Raw genomic sequence first — 18,347 nt, forward strand, 5'->3', positions numbered from 1 at the left:
CCCCACCCCGCGCGAAATGTTGACTTGAGCAGGGTGGACCCGCCCTGCACCCTGCTCAACCCAACATTTCGCGGGGGGGGCGGGCGCGATTGTCCCTCCACAGCGGACCCATATACGGCCTCTTCTGTGGATAACCGCCTCCCGCACGGGGCGCCCATCCGCTCTGGGCCCACCATGGGACCATGAACGTGCGCCCGCCTCTCCCCCCGGAGCTCTCCGGCAGGTCCTTCGCGATCAGGGAGGCTCGTTCGGCAGGGGTTGGCCGCAGTCGGCTCGCGGCAGCCGACCTCGTCGCACCGACCCGCGGGATCCGCGTTCCGTGGGGCGTGGCGATGACCCCCGCCGAGATCGTGAGGCCGGTCCTGGCGCTCATGCCTGATGCCGTGGCCAGCTTCACCACAGCCGCCAGGATCTGGGGCTTCCCCCTCCCCCTCTCCCAGGAGCGGGATTCTGCCATCCACGTGACCAGACCGTCGCGGACGCCCGGAAGCATCCGCCCGGGCGTAGTCTGCCACCGGATGCGCCTGTCCGAGGCTGACATCCTCGTGGCGGACGGCGTGCCGATCACGTCGCGGGAGCGCACGTGGCTGGACCTCGCCAGCGTCCTCCCGCACGAGTACGTCGTGGCCATTGGCGACTTCCTCGTCTGCGAGCACCCCCGCGGATTCCCAGTGCCGCGAGAGCCGCTCGTGGGAATCGAGGCGCTGCGGGCCTTCGTGGAATCCCGACGCCGGGTGCGGGGCCTGCCGGCTGCACGGGCGGCCTTGGACCTCGTACGAGTTGGTTCGGATTCGGTCCCCGAGACGCTGCTCCGCCTCGCCGAGGCCGAGGCGGGCCTTCCCGAGCCGACCCTCAACTACGTGATCCGGACTCCGGACGGCCGGCCCGTGGCGTGGCCCGACCAGGCGTTCGTAGGCCCCCGGCTCGCACTGCAGTACGACGGCGAGCATCACCGGAGCGCGGAACAGCAGGCTCGGGACAACTGGCGGAATCGGGGTGTGGCCGATGTCGGCTGGGACCAGCTCATCGTCTCCGCCGCGGATGTCGCCCGCCGGGGATGGGACGGTGTGGCCGAACTGGTCCGCGCGCGCCTTTCTCGGCTCGAGGCGCAGGGAGTGGGGTCTTCCCGCTCCCCCCACCCCCGCGAATTGTTGGGTTGAGCAGGGTCAAGAGGCCCTACACCCTGCTCAACCCAACAATTCGCGGTGAGGGCGGGGGCCCGCGGTGAGGGCGGGGGCCCGCGGTGAGGGCGGGGGCCGAGGGTGGGCGGGACCGCCGTCAGATGCTCGTGCGGTGGAAGTTCAGGTAGCTGCGCGACGCCGTCGGGCCGCGCTGGCCCTGGTAGCGGTTGCCGTACTCGCCCGAACCATAGGGGTGCTCGGCCGCCGAGGAGAGCCGGAAGAAGCACAGCTGCCCGATCTTCATGCCCGGCCACAGCTTGATCGGCAGCGTCGCGACGTTGGAGAGCTCGAGCGTGACGTGCCCCGAGAAGCCCGGATCGATGAAGCCGGCCGTCGAGTGGGTGAGCAGCCCGAGGCGTCCGAGCGAGGACTTGCCCTCGAGCCGGGCCGCGATGTCGTCCGGCAGGGTGACCGTCTCGAAGGTCGAGCCGAGCACGAACTCGCCGGGGTGCAGGATGAACGGCTCGTCGCCCTCGACCTCGACGAGCCGGGTCAGCTCGGGCTGCGCCTCGGACGGGTCGATGTGAGCGTACTTGTGGTTGTCGAAGAGCCGGAAGAACCGGTCGATCCGCACGTCCACACTCGAGGGCTGCACCATGGCCGGCTCGTACGGTTCGAGCTGGATACGGGCAGTGTCGATTTCGGCACGGATGTCGCGGTCTGAGAGGAGCACGCCTCCAAGACTACAGCCGGGCCTGCGGCCCACGGGCGCCTTGCGCTAGGTGGCAGGGGCCTCGGACTCGAGGACCTCCTTGAGGCGGTCGAGCTCGTGCACCTCGTCCTCCATCGTGCGGTGGATGAGCCCGCCCAGCAGCTTCATGACCCCGGCGGGCTCGAAGGTGAGGCCGAAGCTCACCCGGGTTCCGCCATCGTCCGCCGGGGCAAGGAGGAACGCCCCCTGCGGCCGGGCCGGGCCGGCGACGACGCGGAAGCGGATGGCCTCCCCGGGGCGGGCGTCGGTGATCTCGTAGTCGCCGTCCACCTCGCGCCCGCCCGGGCCGGCGAGCCGCTGGGCGTAGACGGCGCCCACCTCGCCCGGCGCGCCGGAGGCGAGCGAGACGGACCGGACGCTGCGGCGCCAGCGGGCGTTGTTGAGCCCGTCGGCGAGGAAGGCGTAGACCTCCTCGGGCGAGCGGCGGACGGTGACGGTGTGCTCGGCGGCGACCATGCGTGAACCCTAGGCCCCCGGCCGGTCCCCGGCAAGGCGACTCCGTCCCGGCGAGGTGAGCCCTATCCCGCGGAAGCGATCCCGTACCGCACGGCCCGGCGCCGTCGTGCGTGCCGGAACGCCGCGACCGCGGCGAGCAGCGCTGGCCAGGCCAGGTACCACCCGCAGGTGACGGCGAGCCCGACGACGGCCGCGAGCCCGACCGCCGCGACAACACGCTGCCGCCGCCCCGGCAGGATGCGGACCGCCGCTGCGAGGCCGGACAGGTACACCGCGACGATCGCCGCGGTCACGAGCCGGACGAGGACCTCGGTCGTGTCCGGCCCCAGAGCCAGCACCCCGAGCCCCCCGACGCCCAGCGCTGTCACCGCCGCGAGCGCGTGGCGCCCCTGGCCGAACCACGCCGGCAGCGAACCCGCCTCCCCGAGGGCCCGCCCCAGCTCTGCCGCGCCCGTCGCGTAGCTCGTGAGCACGCCGAGCGTGAGCACGACGGCGAGCCCCGCCGTGAGCGCGGGAGCGGCGGGCCCGAGGGCGAACGCCAGGAGGGACGAGAGGGGCGCGTCGCCGCCCGCCCCGTCGCCGAGCGCGAGGATGGAGACCGCCGCGAGGGCGAGGTACAGCCCCCCCCACGAGCACGAGCGCCAGCACCGTCACGACTCCGAGGTCCCGGCGGGGGTCGCGGAACTGCGCGCCGAGGTAGCTCATCGCCTCCCAGCCCGCGAACGCCCACACGATCAGTGCGAGCGACTGGCCGACGCCGCCCCACCCGTCCGCTGCCACCGGCGCCAGCCGGGACGCGTCCGCGTGCGGCACACCGGAGCCGACGGCGACGACGAGGACCGTGAGCATCGTGCCAGCGACAGCCAGCTGAAGCGTCGAGGAGCTCTTCACCCCCGCCCACACTGCCGAGATCACGACGCCGACGATCGCCGCCGCGACCGCGACGGCGACCCAGCGTGAAGCGCCGAGTGCGTGCGCGGCGTACTGTCCTGCGAAGACCGCCGAGGCGGGGATGCCCAGCGGGATCGTGAGGTAGAACCACCAGCCGGACGCGGTTGCCCAGTACTCGCCGAAGGCCCGGCGCACGTAGGCCGATACCCCGCCCGCGTCCGGCAGCAGACGGCCCAGAGAGGCGAAGGTCCACGCGATCGGGACGGATGCGGCGACGAGGGCGGCCCAGGCCAGGAGGCTCGCCGGGCCGGCGGCGCGGTAGGAGAGGGCTGGGAGCGCGATGACTCCCGTGCCGAGGACGGCGCCGAGGTAGTAGGCGAGCCCGCGGATCCGCCCGAGCGTTCCTGCAGTGCCCGGGCCCGCGGCGGCCTCCAGATCTGAACTCATGCCCCCAACGCTAGGAATCCGCCTCCCCGCCGACGAGTGCATTCCGTGCCGACGAGCGCTAGATTTGTGCCATGGGTGCGAAGAAGAATCCTCCGGCCCCCCACGCCAGCCCGGACTCCGTCCCCCACCGCGTGGCCCTCGTGCTGACCGACAACCTCCCGCTCTTCGAGGTCGCGATCCCGTGCGAGGTCTTCGGGATCGCCCGTCCCGACCTGCACGACCCCTGGTACGCGCTCACGATGGTCCGCGGCGAGCCCGGCGGGATCACGACGGCGGGCGGCCTCGCGCCGTCGTCCGCCGCGCCGCTGGAAGCGCTGCGGGAGATGGACACGATCGTCGTCCCGGCGTGTGAGCGGAGCCTGCAGCTGGACCGCGCCGCGCAGGAGCCGCTCCTGACGGAGCTGCGGGCCGCGGCGGCGAGGGGCGCGCGGGTCGCATCGCTGTGCTCGGGCGCCTACCTGCTCGCGCAGGCCGGGCTCCTGGACGGCCGTGACGCCACCACGCACTGGATGAACTGGGAGGACTTCGAGGCGTCCTTCCCGGCGGTCCGGCTGCGCCGGGACGTCCTGTTCACCTCCGATTCCGGCGTGTACACGAGCGCCGGCACTGCCGCCGGGGTGGAGCTGTGCCTCGAACTCGTGCGCGAGGACTTCGGGGATGCGGTCGCGGCCAGCGTCGCACGGCGGATGGTCGTGGCGGAGAGGCGCGGGGCGGCCCAGTCGGAGTACCTGGAGTCGGTCGGGCAGCCGCTCCCGTCCGACCCCGTGCGGCATGCCATGGACTGGGCGCTCAAGAACCTCCACGCCCCGATCGGCCCGGACGCCATGGCCCGCCGCGCCCGCATGAGCCGACGCACCCTGTACCGGCGCTTCGAGGCCGCAGCGGGGACGTCGCCCACACAATGGCTGCTCGAGCGACGGATCGACGCCGCGCGCCGGCTCCTGGAGTCGACGGACCTTCCCGTCGACAGGGTCGCGGAACGGGCCGGCATCGGGACGGCGGCGAACCTGCGGTCCCACTTCGCCCGGGCGGTGGGCATGTCGCCGTCGGCCTATCGGCGCGCACGACGCCGCGTGCCCGCCTGAGGCGCCTCGCCTCGGCCGGGTCCCTCCCGCGCGGGATGCACGGACCATCCTCGACCGTGCTGTAAGCTGGGTTGTGCCCTCAGGGGCAGCGCGGCTGTAGCTCAATGGTAGAGCGCACGCTTCCCAAGCCTGATACGCGGGTTCGATTCCCGTCAGCCGCTCCGATGTGATGTAGCGGGACCTCCTTCACGGATGAGTCGCGGAAGCAGGAAACCCCCGGTCTTCCGACCGGGGGTTTCCTGCTTCCCGCTCCCCCTCGCGTCCGGCCCTCGGCCCACAGTTCCCCACCGGCCACCGGCCCCGCGAGCGCCCCTCAGGCCCCGCGTCCCCCTCAGGCCCCGCGTCCCCGCAGGCGCAGGCCCGCGGCGAGCGCAGCGGCGGCGAAGGCAGGGACGACGCCGGCCGTCGCCAGTGCGGCATGGGCGCCCCAGTGCTCGGCAAGGAACCCCATGAGCGGCCCGCCCAGCGCCTGGCCGCCCACGAGGACCATCGTGTACAGGCTCATGACGCGCCCGCGGATGCCCACGTTGGCGCTCGTCTGCACGAGCTGGTTGGCGGAGGTGACGAACATGAGGGCGCAGAATCCAGAAGCGGCCACGAGGACGCAGAACAGCGGGAGCGACGGCGCGATGGACGCGGCCGCGAGCATGACACCGTAGAGCCCCGCGCCGAGCAGCACGGTGCGCAGCGAGAGCCGCACGCGGCGGGCAGACGCCACCGCACCGGCGAGCGCGCCCACGGCCACCATCGTGTTGAGGAGCCCGTATCCGGCCGCGCCCACGGAGAAGACATGGTCCGCGTAGGCGGCAAGGAGCACCGGGAGGCTCAGCGCGAACACCGCCACCACGCCGGCCATGGCCCACGGCCACCGGATGGTGGGCTTGCGCCACGCGTACGCGACCGCCTCCCGGAGCATTCCCTTGGCCTTGGGCACGGGCGGCGCCACGACGAGCTCGTCCCTGCGCAGCGCCCCGAGCGCCGCGGCGGTGAGCACGCACGCGGCGGCGTTCACGGCGAACGCCCACCCGCCGCCCACCGCCGTGAGCAGCCAGCCGGCCACCGCGGGCCCCACGAGGGCGCCGAGCTGGAACGTGGTCGAGTTGACGCTGATGGCGTTGCGCAGGTGCACGGGCCCCACGAGCTCGTTGACGAACACCTGCCGCGCCGGCTGGTCGAGGACGGTCACGAACCCGAGCACGAGCGCGATCGCGTACACGTGCCACACCTCGAGCGCGCCGGTGAGGGCGAGGACGGCGAGCGCGGCGGCGCACGCGGCGGCGGCCACCGCGCAGCCCTGGAGGAGGCGGCGCTTGGAGAACCGGTCCGCCATGAGCCCGCCCCACGGACCCAGCACGAGCACGGGCAGGAACTGCAGCGCCACGGTGACGCCTACGGCCGCGACCGACCCGGAGAGCTCGAGGACGAGCCAGTCCTGCGCGATCCGCTGCATCCACAGCGCGATGACGGCCACGAGGTGCGCGGCGGCGAAGAGGCGGAAGTTGTGGATGCCCAGCGAGATGAAGGTGTGCCGCCACGGGAGGCGGGGATGCACGACGCCGAGCGGCCCGGTGGGCGGGATGGCTGCCGGCGCGGAGGTGCTCGGGACGGGGGACTGGACGGTCGGGGAGGGGAAGGCGGGGGTGTGTGCGTGGGTGCGTGCGGTGACGGAGGAACGGAGCATGGGGCGGCGGGGCATGGAGCGGCTGGGCATGGGGCGGCTGGGCATGGAGCGGCTGGGCGAGGTCACGGTCAGTCCTGGTCTTGTTCGTCGGGTGCGCGGTCTTCTCGGGCGCCGTTGTTCGGGTGCTCACGTCATCGGGTGCCCCACGGCCGGACTCCTTCTACGCTACGAGGATGCGAAAGCATTGCGGAAGCGGATTCAGCCTCTAACTGCTATTGCGTTCTGCAATGCATTTCGGGAGGATCGGGAAATGTTCGATCCCGTGCACCTGCGCAGCTTCCTCTCCGTGGCGGAGCACCTGAGCTTCACGCTCGCGGCCGAGCGCCTCGGCCTCGCCCAGCCCACCGTGAGCCAGCATGTCGCAAAGCTCGAGAAGGCCGCCCGGCGGCTCCTTCTGGTGCGGGACACGCACGGCGTGCGGCTCACCGACAATGGCGAAGCCATGGCGGGCTTCGCGCGGGCCATCCTCGCCGCCCATGAGGAGGCGGCCCGGTACTTCACCGGCGCGGCCATGCGTGGGCGCCTCCGCTTCGGCACGGCAGACGATCTGGCCATCACCGGCCTGCCCCGTATCCTCCGCGAGTTCCGGCGGGCCTACCCCCAGCTCAACGTCGAGCTCACCGTGAGCCAGAGCGACGACCTCTACCGGCGCCTCAAGGCAGGCCAGCTGGACCTCGTGTTCGTCAAGTGGGTCGCGGGCGCGCAGGAGGGGACGGTCGTCCGGCACGACGCCTTCTCATGGGTGGGCCTCGAGCAGACGGTCCTCGACCCTGCCGAGCCCGTGCCGCTCGTCGCCTACCCCGCACCGAGCCTCAGCAGGACGCTCGCAATCCAGGCCCTCGAGGCGACCGGGCGGACGTGGAAGGTCACGTGCACCACGAAGCAGATCGCCGGCATCCTCGCCGCCGTCCGGGCCGGCCTCGGCGTGGGCGTCATGCCCACCACCCTCGTCCCGGAGGACCTCACGGTCATCACCCACCGCTTCGACCTCCCGCCGGTGGGCGACGTCGACTTCACGCTCATCCGCAACCCGCTCGCGGGCTCGGAAGCAGTGGACGCCCTCATCGCCGCGATCCAGGGCCGGCCGCTGAACCGGCCGTGACCGCCGGCGGGGCGTGCGCCAGACGCGCCAAGCGCCCGCCCTGAGGCCCGCGCCACAGCATCACAACCACCCGGCGTCGTAGACTGGAGAACGATGAACCGCACAATGTTCAAGTCCAAGATCCACCGCGCCACGGTCACGCATGCCGACCTGCACTACGTCGGCTCGGTCACTGTCGACCTGGACCTCCTCGACGCGGCCGACATCCTTCCCGGCGAGCTCGTCTCGATCGTGGACGTCACCAACGGCGCCCGCCTCGAGACGTACACGATCGCAGGCGAGCGGGGCTCCGGCGTCCTCGGCATCAACGGCCCGGCCGCCCACCTCGTCCACGAGGGCGATCTCGTCATCCTCATCACCTACGGCTCGATGAGCACCAAGGAGGCGCGCGAGTTCGTGCCGACGGTGGTGCACGTGGACGCCCAGAACAAGATCGTCGAGCTGGGCACCGACCCGGCCGAGGGCATCACCCCCGGCCTGCTGCGCCCTCCGTTCGCCGTCAGCCGCTAGCGGCAGTGTGCTAGGCGTCCTGGCGGGGTTCTCCGTCGTCTGGGCGATCATCGGCGTCGGGTGGCTCTGCGCCCGCCGGAGCGTCCTGGGCGACGGCGCCCAACGCGTCCTCAGCCGGCTCGCCTTCTTCGTGGCGAGCCCCGCGCTACTCCTCGAGACCCTGGCCAACGCGGACGTGCGCAGCGTCTTCTCATCGCACCTCCTCGTCATCGCGGTGAGCTCGACCGCCGTCGGCCTCCTCTCGTTCCTGGCCTTCGTGTGGTGGCGGCGCCGCACCCTTCCGGAGTCGCTCATCGCGTCCATGAGCTCGTCCCTGGCGAACTCGGCCAACCTCGGGATCCCCATCTCGGTGTTCGTCCTCGGCGACGCGAGCTACGTGGCGCCCCTGCTGATCTTCCAGCTCGCGCTCTTCACGCCCTCCTACCTCCTCCTCCTGGACGGCACGACGGCGACCGCGAAGCCGGGGTGGGCACGCGTGGGCCAGTTCGTGCTCCCCATCGTGACGAACCCGATGATCATCGGGTCGATGACGGGCCTCGCCCTCGCGGCGACGGGCTGGCGACTGCCCGAGGTGGTCATGCAGCCGATCCACCTCATCGGCGGAGCGGCGATCCCCGCGATGCTCATGGCGTTCGGCATCTCCCTGCATGGCTCCCGGCCGCTGCAGGCTGCGGACGGCCGGCGCCTGGACACTGCCCTTGCCACGGTCCTGAAGCTCGCGGTCCATCCGGCGATCGCCTTCGTGTTCGCGCGCTTCGTGCTCGGGATCGAGGGCCATGCCCTCTTCGCAGCGGTGGTCACCGCCGCCCTCCCCACCGCGCAGAACGTCTACATCGCGGCCCAGCGCTACCAGGAGGGGCTCGTCGTCGGGAAGGACACCGTGCTCATCACCACAGTGGTGGCCGTACCCGCGATGGCCGCGATGGCGGCACTCCTCTCCTGACGCGTGGCCACCTCCCACCCCACACGTGGCCACCTCCCACCCCACACGTGGCCACCTCCCACCCCACACGCGGCCACCTCCCACCCCACGCTTGGCCATGTCTCGTGTCCCCACCACTAGGCTGGGCGCCATGGCTGAGCAGACGAGGGCAGGGAAGACGAGGGCAGGGAAGCCCGCTCCCGAGAAGACGGCGGCGGAGAAGCTCGGGGCCATCCAGCATGGCTACGTGTTCGAGGGCCAGGCCATCGCGCTCGGCGCTGCGATCGTGGACGGCGAAGTCCGCCCCGAAGCACAGGTGTCACTTCCGCTCGCGATGATGAACCGGCACGGCCTCGTGGCCGGCGCCACCGGAACGGGCAAGACAGTGACGCTCCAGATGATGTCGGAGCAGCTCTCGGCCGCCGGGGTGCCGGTCTTCCTCACGGACGTCAAGGGAGACCTCTCGGGCCTCGCGACCCCGGGCGAGGCCGGGGAGAAGCTCCTCGCCCGCACCTCCGCGCTCGGCCAGGAGTGGCGGCCGGCGGCGTTCCCGGTCGAGTTCCTCGCCCTCGGCGGGGACGGCAGCGGAGTGCCCGTCCGCGCCACGGTCACGTCCTTCGGCCCCCTCCTCCTCGCCCGCGTCATGGAGCTCAACGAGACGCAGGAGTCGAGCCTCCAGCTCGTCTTCCACTTCGCAGACCGCAACGGCCTCGAACTCGTGGACCTCAAGGACCTGCGCGCGGTCATCCAGTTCCTCACCTCCCCTCAGGGCAAGGACGGGCTCGCGCAGCTGGGGGGCCTCTCGAAGGCGACCGCCGGGGTGATCCTCCGCGAGCTCGTGGCCCTCGAGGCGGCCGGGCTCGACGCGTTCTTCGGCGAACCCGAGTTCGAGACCTCGGAGCTGCTCCGCACCGCCGAGGACGGTCGCGGCGTCATCACCTGCCTCGAGCTCCCGACCCTCCAGAGCAGGCCCCTCCTCTTCTCGACCTTCCTCATGTGGCTCCTCGCGGACCTCTTCGAGGACCTCCCCGAGGTGGGCGATCCCGAGAAGCCCAAGCTCGTGTTCTTCCTCGACGAGGCCCACCTGCTGTTCGAGGACGCCTCGGACGCGTTCCTGGACGCGATCACCCAGACGGTCCGGCTCATCCGCTCCAAGGGGGTGGGCGTCTTCTTCGTCACCCAGACGCCCAAGGATGTCCCTGCCGACGTGCTGGGCCAGCTCGCCAATCGGGTCCAGCACGCCCTGCGCGCGTTCACGCCGCAGGACGCGAAGGCGCTCAAGGCCACCGTCTCCACGTTCCCCGTCAGCGACTACGACCTCGAGGAGGTCCTCACCTCCGCGGGCATCGGCGAGGCAGTGGTGACGGTCACGGACGAGGAGGGCGCGCCCACTCCCGTGGCCCTCACGCGTCTGCGCGCACCCGGCTCGAGGATGGGCCCCTCGGACCCTTCCCTCGTGGCGGGCACCGCCCAGGCCTCGCCCCTCGCGCCGAAGTACGCGACCGCCGTCGACAACGTCACCGCCTTCGAGAAGCTGGGGCGCGCTGCCGCCGAGCAGCCCGCGCCGCAGGGGCCCGGACCATCGCCGGCGGGTGCGCCCACTCCCCCGCCGCTGCCCTCGCCGAACCTCGAGCGCGTGCCGGGGCAGGCCCCGGGGCCGGCGCCGGGGCGGACGGACGATGGCGGGATGCTGGGCGACGTCGTCGGCGCGCTGGGAGGGGCGCTCGGCGGGGCGCTGGGAGGCGGCCTGCGCTCGATGGCGCGCTCGGTCGGGACGCAGCTGGGCCGCGAGCTCGTGCGCGGCATGTTCGGGACGTCCTCCCGGAGGCGGCGCCGCTGAGGCGGCTCCCGCGACCAGGGACCCCACAACACACCGCCAGGGACCCCACATCACACCGCCAGGGACCCCACATCGCTCCCCACACGTTGCGGGGTCCCTGCCCGCACGTTGCGGGGTCCCTGCCCGCACGTTGCGGGGTCCCTGCCCGCACGTTGCGGGGTCCCGGCTCTGGCGTTGATAGGGTGTGGCGGGTGCAGACGAGTCCCGCCTTCATCAAGGCCGCCGCCGCCTGGCTGCTCGCCCTGGTCCTGGTGATCGTCGCGACGGTGGTGGCCGTCGTGGCCGTCAAGACCACGGTGGCCGGGCCCGAGCAGCCCGTGCGCCGCTACATCGCCGCCCTCGAGGCCGGCGACGGCGGCCGCGCCCTCGGCCTCCTCGGCGCCCAGGTGCCGGCCGGCAGCGCGGCCCTGCTCGACGGCGGGCCGCTCAAGGACTCCATGTCCCGCGTCGAGGACATCTCGTATGCGACCACCTCGGCGGACGACTCGAGCGCCTCCGTCACCGTCTCCTACACCGTGGACGGTTCCCGGCAGGAGGCCGTGTTCCCGATGGAGCGCACCGGCACGGACTGGCTGTTCTTCCCCCGCTGGTCCATCTCCCCGGGCACGCTGCCCGTGCTCCAGGCCACCGTGGTCAACTCGACCCACGCCACAATCAACGGCGCCCCCGTGAACATGCCGGCAGGCCGCAACGCCTTCCCCGTGTTCTACCCCGGCTCGTACGTCGGCTCGCTGCCCGGGAAGAACTTCGCCGCGGAGCCCACCGCCGCGATCGCGAGCGGCCGGGACACGCAGCCCACGCTCAACCTCGCCACGAAGGCGACGCCGCAGCTCGTCAAGGCGATCGACGCGAAGGTCCGCGAGTACCTCGACTCGTGCGCGCGCACCGCCACGGAGCAGCAGCGGCTCCAGCCGGACTGCCCGTTCGTGTTCCCGACCGATGACCGCATCCAGGACGGCACCATCTCCTGGAAGGTCTCGGCATACCCGCCTGTGACGATCGAGCCGTTCGCGGGCCGGTGGGTCGTCGCACCCCTCGAGGGCAAGGCGAGGCTCACGGCCACGCGGATCGACCTCTTCACAGGGGCCACGGCACCGCTCGAGGTGCAGGTTCCGTACAGCTTCTCCGTGCGCCTCACCGTGGGCGAGAGCGCCATCACGGTCACCCCGCAGCTCGGGTAGGCCGGGGCCCGGGCGGGCAGCGGCCCACCCGGGCGGCGCGTCAGTCCAGGCCGCGCAGGTCCAGGGCGAGCTCGGCATCCGCGCCCGCCTCGAGGACCACGGGGATGCCCCAGTCCTGCTGGTACAGGTGGCAGGCGGCGTGGTCCGGGATCTCCTCGCCGGGCGCGCCGTCGCATGCGGCCGCGCGGGCCGTGATGTGCAGGACGCCCTCGGAGATCTCGGGGTTGAGCTCGAGCGTGCGGACGAGCCCCTGCGAGGTACCAGCCCCGCCCAGGAGCAGCTCGGGCGGGGTCGAGGAGACCTTGAGCTGGGTCGGGTCGCCCCAGCGGTCGTCGAGCTTCTGCCCGGTCGGGGCGGCGAAGCGGACAGCGAGGGCCAGCGGCCCCGGGGCTACGGCCGTGCGCGGCCTCTGGGTCTGCCGCTCGCCCTCATCCACCTGCTGGGCGTCCTTGGGGATCGGGACGAGCACGAGCTCGTGCCGGTTCGTCTCGGTCACGAGGAGCAGCGGCTCGCCCTTCTCCCCCGCGGAGGGAAGCACGACGACGTCGGCCGGCTCCGCGAGCCCGCGCGCCAGGGTGGACACCGTCACGGCAGTGGGGTCATAGCGGCGCACCGCCCCGTTGTACGTGTCCGCGATCGCCACGGAGCCGTCGGGCAGGACGGCGACGCCGAGCGGGTGCTGCAGGCGCGCGGCGCCCGCCTCGCCGTCGCGGAAGCCGAAGTCGAAGAGGCCCTTGCCCACGGCCGTCTCGACCGTCACCGCCACACCGTTCCGGCCGTTCGCGCCCGCGGCGCCGAGCCTCACCCGGCGCAGCGCCGAGGTCTCGGAGTCGGCCACCCAGAGGTCGCCGGAGGGGTCCACGGCCAGGCCGGACGGCTGCGCGAACCACGCCTGCGGGCCGGGGCCGTCGAGCAGGCCCTCGAGCCCAGAGCCGGCGAGGATGGCGACCTCGTTGCTCAGGGGATCGAATGTGAAGAGCTGGTGGGTCCCGGCCATCGCGATGACGACCTTCTGGAGCTTCTCGCTCCATACGACGTCCCATGGCGAGGACAGTGACACGTTCGGGCCGTGCCCCAGGTAGCCGATGTCCTCGGCATCGCCCGCGTAGACGTCGTGCGGCTCACCGGGGGTGACGCCCGCGGCGCCCGCAGCGGCGACGTCGTGCGGCAGCTCCGCGGCGGCAGCACCGCCGTCGTGCGCGATGCCCTCCTGCGGCGAGCCGGCCGTGCCCTTCCCGGCCTTCGCAGCCTTCTCCGGGCTCGCCCAGGTGCCGGCGCCGTCACCGTCCACGCGGGCCGGGCCCGCGTCGAGGAGGCGCTGGATGCCGTTGCCGGCCACGGTCTGCACGTACCCGGAGCTGAGCGTGACGCCGCGGAGGCGGTGGTTCACCGTGTCCGCCACGACGGCCTCGTAGCCGGTCTTCCAGGCGATGGCAGCGGGCAGGATGGCCACGCCCTGCGGCTCGTTGAACTGCGCGACCTCGGCCTGGCCGTCCAGGTGGCCCTTGGCGCCGGAGCCGATGACCCGCTCCACCGTGGTGAGGTCCGGGCGCAGCTCGACAAGGCGGTGGTGCCCCGTGTCGACCACGAGGTGGTTGCCGTTCTCGAGCGGCACCGCCTGCCCGGGGAAGCGGAGGGTTCCGGCGGTCGGCTCGGGTGCCACGTAGGGGCCGTCCCCGCGGTGCAGGGTGCCCTTGGCCTCGTGCTCGGCGACGAGCTCCTCGATGAGGACGCCGAGGCCGCCCGAGTGCCCCTCCCCCGAGAGGTGCGCCACGATGTAGCCCTCGGGGTCGACGACGACGAGGGTGGGCCAGGCGCGGGCCGTGTAGGCCTGCCATGTGAGCAGGTCCGGATCGTCCAGCACGGGGTGGTGGATCTCGTAGCGCTCCACCGCGGCGGCGAGCGCCACCGGGTCCGCCTCATGCTCGAACTTCGGCGAGTGCACGCCCACGGTCACGAGGACGTCCGCGTACTTCTCCTCCAAGGGGCGCAGCTCGTCCAGGACGTGGAGGCAGTTGATGCAGCAGAACGTCCAGAAGTCGAGGATCACGATCTTGCCGCGCAGGGCCTCGAGGTCCAGGTCCCTGCCGCCGGTGTTGAGCCAGGCGCGGCCGGCGAGCTCACTCGCGCGGACCCGGTGGTTGGACCGGACGCTCGCGGCCTCGGTGGTCTTCGATTCTGCGGTCACGGGCACTCCTCGCCACACGTTCTTCTCCTGCAGCCGCTGCGGGCCGCACTGGCAGGTCGGCGCCGTCGGGACGGGCGCGCTCTAGGGGTCAACCCCATTATCGCGGGCTTTGTTCCTCGGGCCGCGCGGGCCGAAACGTTCGGACATGAGCCCGTGCCCGCGCAGGGACACAGGCCGCGACCGCCGGCTGGCGGCCCGGCTGCTGTCCCCCTCCTACTGGCCCCGGGAGCGGTCGCGGGCGTTGAGGCGGGAGAACATGGCGTTGTACGCCTCGAGCTCGGCCTCGTTGTCCCGGTCCGCAGCCCGGTCACGGCGCCGGGTCTCGCGCGCGTCCGACTTGGCCCACATGACGGCGACCCCGATCGCGACGCACAGGGTGGGGATCTCCCCGATCCCCCACGCGATGGCCCCGCCGGTCTGCTGGTCCTCGATCGCGCTCTGGCCCCACGGCCGGCCGAGGTTGCCGAAGTACCCGGGCTCGAGGAGGATTTCCGAGCCCGTGAGCGCCACGCCGAAGAACGCGTGGAACGCCATGGTGGCGAACAGCAGGAGGAGCCGCAGCGGGTACGGCGCCCGGCGCGGAAGCGGGTCCGCGCCGATCATCGAGAGCACGAAGATGTACCCGGTGAGCAGGAAGTGCAGGTTCATGAGCTCGTGGCCTACATGCTCCCGCAGGGCGAACCCGAACAGGTCCGAGTAGTAGAACAGGATGATGGAGCCTGCGAAGTTCGCCGCCGCGAACAGCGGGTGGGTCACGAGCTGGGAGAACTTCGAGTGCACGAAGACGAGGAGCCACTCGCGCAGGCCCCGGCTCCCGTCACGGCGCGGGGCGAGGGCCTTGAGCGCGAGGGTGACCGGCGAGCCGAGGACGAGGAACAGCGGCGCGACCATGGTCAGCATCATGTGGTCCACCATGTGCGCCGAGAAGAGCACCCGCCCGTACACGGCGGGCGGGCCGCTCGTGATGTAGCCCAGGACCACGAGCCCCACGAACCAGCTCACGGCGCGCGCCCACGGCCAGGAGTCCCCCCGGCGGGCCACCTTGAGGAGCCCCAGCGCATACGAGGCCGCGGCGAAGACAGTGACGGTGACCCAGAGCCAGTCCGGGCGCCACTCGGTGATCCAGCGCTCGGCGGTGAGCTCCGGCGGCAGCTCGTAGCCGGAGAGGATGAACGCCGGGGACGCGTCCGGCGCGTACGAGGTGGGCTCGGGCGGGGCCGAGCGCGAGAGCGCCACGGCGATCCCCGAGACCGCGCCCATGAGGACGGCCTCCACGCCCACCAGCTGCCACAGCACGCGCCGCGCGGACGCGCCGCGCCCGAGCTGGGGGATGACCCACTGCCGGTGCATCAACCCGATCCCGCCCAGGACGAGTGCGAGCACCGTCTTGGCCAGGATGAGCTGCCCGTACGCGGTGGCGACCAGGTCCGCCGGGTTCGGGAGCCGCACGAGCGCGTTCACGACGCCGGAGCCCACCACGAGCAGGAACGCGAACAGGGCCAGTGCCGAGAACCGCCGCAGCACGGGCTCGGTCGCGTCGACTGCCTGCTGCCCGCCGGCTCCCTGGGCGGCGGCGCCCGCGCGGTCCGGGCCACCGGCGAGGGTCCGGCCGAGCAGGACGAGCAGCGCGATGCCGCCCACCCACAGAGACGCGCCCACGAGGTGCAGGCCGAGCGAGTTGACCGCCCCCTCGTGGTCGCCGGCACTCGCCGAGTGCCCCATGAGTGCGAGCGGCGCGAGGCCGGTGAGGGCGAGCAGGCCCGTGAGCGCAAGCCCCGTGAGGGAGCGGACCGCGAAGAGGAGGGTCGCGACGGTGGCCGCGATCGCGACAATCGCCACCCATCCGCGCCCCGCGTCGATCTCGGTCATGAAGAACACGAGCTGCTGCGTGTAGTCCGTGTCGCCGGAGACCGGTCGCCCCACGAGGTCCGAGTGCGTCAGGACCAGCACGGCGATCGCGCTCACGGTCCATGCGAGGGCGCCTGCTGCCGCGACGCGCACGGCGCGCGTGAACGCGGGGTGCTCGTCTCCGTCGTGCGGCTGCGTGGCCGCCCCGCCCGGGTGCGCATCACCGGAGTCCGCGGACGACGCCGGGCCCCGCCCGCCGTCGTGCGCCCGCCGGGGCGTCGGGTACCGGGGGACGATGCCCACCGCGAAGGCGATGCCGCCCACGACGAGGGCGAGCGAGAGGTTCAGGGCCGTCTTGGCGGCGGGCAGGCCCCACCGGACCACGTCGCCCGGGTCGAGGACCGCACGCATGGCCGCGGCCCCCGAGAACGCGAGGCCGAGGGCGAGCGCCACGCCGGCCACGGCCAGCGCAGCGATCGCCCAGCCCCTCCCGGGCCCGTCCAGGGCTGGGGACGCGTCGGGACGGAAAGGCAGAGCTGTACGAGGCACCCTTCCATTGTCCCCGACCGGAGAGGGGCGGCGTTAAACACGAAGGGGCAGGGGCCTTACGGCCCCTGCCCCTTCACGCGTGGTCTCTACTTGCCCGAGGCGGCAGCCTTGAGCTTGGAACCGGCGGTCAGCTTGACGCTGTAGCCGGCCGGGATCTCGATGGCCGCGCCGGTCTGCGGGTTGCGGCCGGTGCGGGCGGCACGCTCGGTGCGCTCGACGGCGAGCCAGCCGGGGATGCTGACCTTCTCGCCCTGGGCAACGGAGGTCTCGAAGACCTCGAACAGGGCGTCGAGCACGCCGTTGACGGCGGCCTGGCTCAGGCTGGTCTTGCCAGCGACCTCTGCAACCAGCTCGCTGCGGTTCTTAGCCATGTGTCCTCCTGGACGTCGGATTATTCGGGTCAGCCCGCCGCAGGTCGCTTGGGGCTGCTGCTACCGCAACTTACCAGCTGATGCAGTGCTGTCGAGGAAATTCCCGCGTGTTTTCGGGCTTTTTCGGCGTGCCCGGCCGGTTTGGGCCCCCGGAACCGCCCCCACAGCCCCGTTTCGGGTACAGATCACACCGCTCCCCGCCCGTTCCGGGTACAGCATTCCGGCGCCGCCTTCGGGGCGCACCATGGGTTTGCGAAGATCGACGTGTGGTCGCCTGTTGCCTGATCGCGGGGCCGGTCGGATCCTGAGGGGGTCGGTCGTGGTCAGAGCCCGGTTTCATCTGTGGTGCTTCGTGCCCGCAGTACAGCATGGGAGCGGAGGGTTCCACACGGGACTGTGGATTGGTGCTTCGAGCCCGAGTGTCAGAATTCTGAGTTTCCCCTGCCCTCCCCACGGCGGACCTGTCGTATGGGAAGGAGTGGGACGATGGAACTCATTCACCCGCGGTGCGCTGGGATCGACATCTCCAAGCGCGATGCGAAGGTGTGCGTGCGGATCGCCGGATCGGGACGGTCCAAGGCGGTCGAGACCGTCACGACCTGGTCGTCGATGAGTGGGCAGATCCTCGCCCTCCGGGATCATCTGGTTGCCGAGGGAGTGACCTGCGTGGTGATGGAGGCAACAGGAGACTACTGGAAGCCGTTCTACTACCTGCTCGAGGACGCTGGCCTCGGGCTGATGCTGGTGAATGCGCGACATGCCCGGAGTCTGCCGGGGCGCAAGACCGATGTCGCGGACGCGACCTGGCTCGCGCAGCTGGGCGCCCATGGGCTCGTGACCGGCTCATTCGTCCCGCCCGCGCCGATCCGCCAACTGCGCGACCTGACCCGCACCCGGACGGCCATCACCCGCGAGCGGACCCGCGAGGTCCAACGACTGGAGAAGCTGCTCGAGGACGCTGGGATCAAGCTCTCCTCGGTTGCCTCTGAGACTCTGGGCGTCTCGAGCAGGGCCATGCTCGAGGCGCTGATCGCCGGCGAACGCGACCCAGCGGCCCTCGCGGGCCTGGCGCGCGGGCGGCTCCGGGCCAAGATCCCTGCCCTGACCGATGCCCTCACCGGCCGCTTCACCGAGCACCACGCGTTCCTGGCCCGTGTCCATCTGGACCTCATCGACCGCCACAGCGCCGCCCTGGAGCAGCTCACCGAACGGATCCAGGACCTCATGGAGCCCTTTCGCCCCTTCCACGACCTGATCTGCACCATCCCCGGGATCAGCACGGTGACCGCAGACATCATCGTCGCCGAGACCGGGGCGGACATGAGCCGCTTCCCCACCCCCGACCATCTCGCCTCCTGGGCCGGGACCGCGCCCGGCCAGAAC

The 18,347-nt window shown here is 72.1% G+C and carries 15 protein-coding genes, 1 tRNA gene and 1 pseudogene; 9 read left to right on the forward strand and 8 right to left on the reverse strand.

The window, feature by feature from the left end; genetic code table 11:
* The first annotated feature begins 182 nt into the window (after positions 1–182).
* Entirely contained in the window at positions 183–1,160 is a 978-nt protein-coding gene (locus tag ABCQ75_RS15985) for a hypothetical protein (protein ID WP_345886625.1), read from the forward strand.
* A 118-nt stretch (positions 1,161–1,278) separates the two neighbouring features.
* Here the strand turns inward: ABCQ75_RS15985 and dcd are convergent, their stop codons facing one another.
* The 4 genes and pseudogenes from dcd to ABCQ75_RS16225 all read right to left on the reverse strand — a co-directional run.
* Positions 1,279–1,854: a dCTP deaminase gene (gene dcd / locus ABCQ75_RS15990; protein ID WP_345886626.1), complete on the reverse strand. Its 576-nt coding sequence runs from the start codon at positions 1,852–1,854 to the stop codon at positions 1,279–1,281.
* A 45-nt stretch (positions 1,855–1,899) separates the two neighbouring features.
* The gene (locus ABCQ75_RS15995; protein WP_345886627.1) at positions 1,900–2,349 is read right to left on the reverse strand and encodes an SRPBCC family protein; all 450 of its coding nucleotides are present in this window, start codon (positions 2,347–2,349) and stop codon (positions 1,900–1,902) included.
* 62 nt (positions 2,350–2,411) lie between these two features.
* Positions 2,412–2,837: a hypothetical protein gene (locus ABCQ75_RS16000; RefSeq protein WP_345886628.1), complete on the reverse strand. Its 426-nt coding sequence runs from the start codon at positions 2,835–2,837 to the stop codon at positions 2,412–2,414.
* A gap of 145 nt (positions 2,838–2,982) precedes the next feature.
* Positions 2,983–3,729, reverse strand: a pseudogene (locus tag ABCQ75_RS16225) (APC family permease); the annotation flags it as partial.
* Positions 3,730–3,758: 29 nt separating this feature from the next.
* Between ABCQ75_RS16225 and ABCQ75_RS16005 the strand changes: the two are divergent.
* Together ABCQ75_RS16005 and ABCQ75_RS16010 are read left to right on the forward strand one after the other, a co-directional pair.
* Complete coding sequence (locus ABCQ75_RS16005) at positions 3,759–4,772, forward strand: GlxA family transcriptional regulator (protein WP_345886629.1); 1,014 nt, start codon at positions 3,759–3,761, stop codon at positions 4,770–4,772.
* A gap of 90 nt (positions 4,773–4,862) precedes the next feature.
* Positions 4,863–4,933 (forward strand) — tRNA-Gly (locus ABCQ75_RS16010).
* 170 nt (positions 4,934–5,103) lie between these two features.
* Here ABCQ75_RS16010 and ABCQ75_RS16015 read toward each other — a convergent pair.
* Complete coding sequence (locus ABCQ75_RS16015; protein ID WP_345886630.1) at positions 5,104–6,519, reverse strand: MFS transporter; 1,416 nt, start codon at positions 6,517–6,519, stop codon at positions 5,104–5,106.
* A gap of 184 nt (positions 6,520–6,703) precedes the next feature.
* On the opposite strand from ABCQ75_RS16015, the gene ABCQ75_RS16020 reads away from it, so the two are divergent.
* The 5 genes from ABCQ75_RS16020 (at position 6,704) to ABCQ75_RS16040 (ending at position 12,008) form a co-directional block, all read left to right on the forward strand.
* Positions 6,704–7,555, forward strand: a complete 852-nt coding sequence (locus tag ABCQ75_RS16020) for a LysR family transcriptional regulator (protein ID WP_345886631.1) — start codon at positions 6,704–6,706, stop codon at positions 7,553–7,555.
* 93 nt (positions 7,556–7,648) lie between these two features.
* The gene (gene panD / locus ABCQ75_RS16025; RefSeq protein WP_345886632.1) at positions 7,649–8,065 is read left to right on the forward strand and encodes an aspartate 1-decarboxylase; all 417 of its coding nucleotides are present in this window, start codon (positions 7,649–7,651) and stop codon (positions 8,063–8,065) included.
* Between the two features lie 7 nt (positions 8,066–8,072).
* The gene (locus ABCQ75_RS16030) at positions 8,073–9,008 is read left to right on the forward strand and encodes an AEC family transporter (RefSeq protein ID WP_345886633.1); all 936 of its coding nucleotides are present in this window, start codon (positions 8,073–8,075) and stop codon (positions 9,006–9,008) included.
* Positions 9,009–9,138: 130 nt separating this feature from the next.
* Positions 9,139–10,827, forward strand: a complete 1,689-nt coding sequence (locus ABCQ75_RS16035; RefSeq protein ID WP_345886634.1) for a helicase HerA-like domain-containing protein — start codon at positions 9,139–9,141, stop codon at positions 10,825–10,827.
* Positions 10,828–11,018: 191 nt separating this feature from the next.
* Complete coding sequence (locus tag ABCQ75_RS16040; protein ID WP_345886635.1) at positions 11,019–12,008, forward strand: hypothetical protein; 990 nt, start codon at positions 11,019–11,021, stop codon at positions 12,006–12,008.
* Between the two features lie 40 nt (positions 12,009–12,048).
* Here the strand turns inward: ABCQ75_RS16040 and ABCQ75_RS16045 are convergent, their stop codons facing one another.
* From ABCQ75_RS16045 to ABCQ75_RS16055, 3 genes are all read right to left on the reverse strand, one after another.
* The gene (locus ABCQ75_RS16045) at positions 12,049–14,196 is read right to left on the reverse strand and encodes an NHL domain-containing thioredoxin family protein (protein WP_345886636.1); all 2,148 of its coding nucleotides are present in this window, start codon (positions 14,194–14,196) and stop codon (positions 12,049–12,051) included.
* A 213-nt stretch (positions 14,197–14,409) separates the two neighbouring features.
* Positions 14,410–16,593 carry a bifunctional copper resistance protein CopD/cytochrome c oxidase assembly protein gene (locus tag ABCQ75_RS16050; protein ID WP_427916121.1) on the reverse strand — a complete coding sequence of 728 codons (2,184 nt, stop codon included), beginning with the start codon at positions 16,591–16,593 and terminating at the stop codon, positions 14,410–14,412.
* A gap of 86 nt (positions 16,594–16,679) precedes the next feature.
* The gene (locus ABCQ75_RS16055; protein ID WP_345886637.1) at positions 16,680–16,964 is read right to left on the reverse strand and encodes an HU family DNA-binding protein; all 285 of its coding nucleotides are present in this window, start codon (positions 16,962–16,964) and stop codon (positions 16,680–16,682) included.
* 486 nt (positions 16,965–17,450) lie between these two features.
* Between ABCQ75_RS16055 and ABCQ75_RS16060 the strand changes: the two genes are divergently transcribed.
* On the forward strand, positions 17,451–18,347 hold an 897-nt coding region (locus tag ABCQ75_RS16060), incomplete at its 3' end, for an IS110 family RNA-guided transposase (RefSeq protein WP_345885927.1).

The sequence above is a fragment of the Sinomonas halotolerans genome, assembly GCF_039615075.1.
Lineage (GTDB): Bacteria > Actinomycetota > Actinomycetes > Actinomycetales > Micrococcaceae > Sinomonas > Sinomonas halotolerans.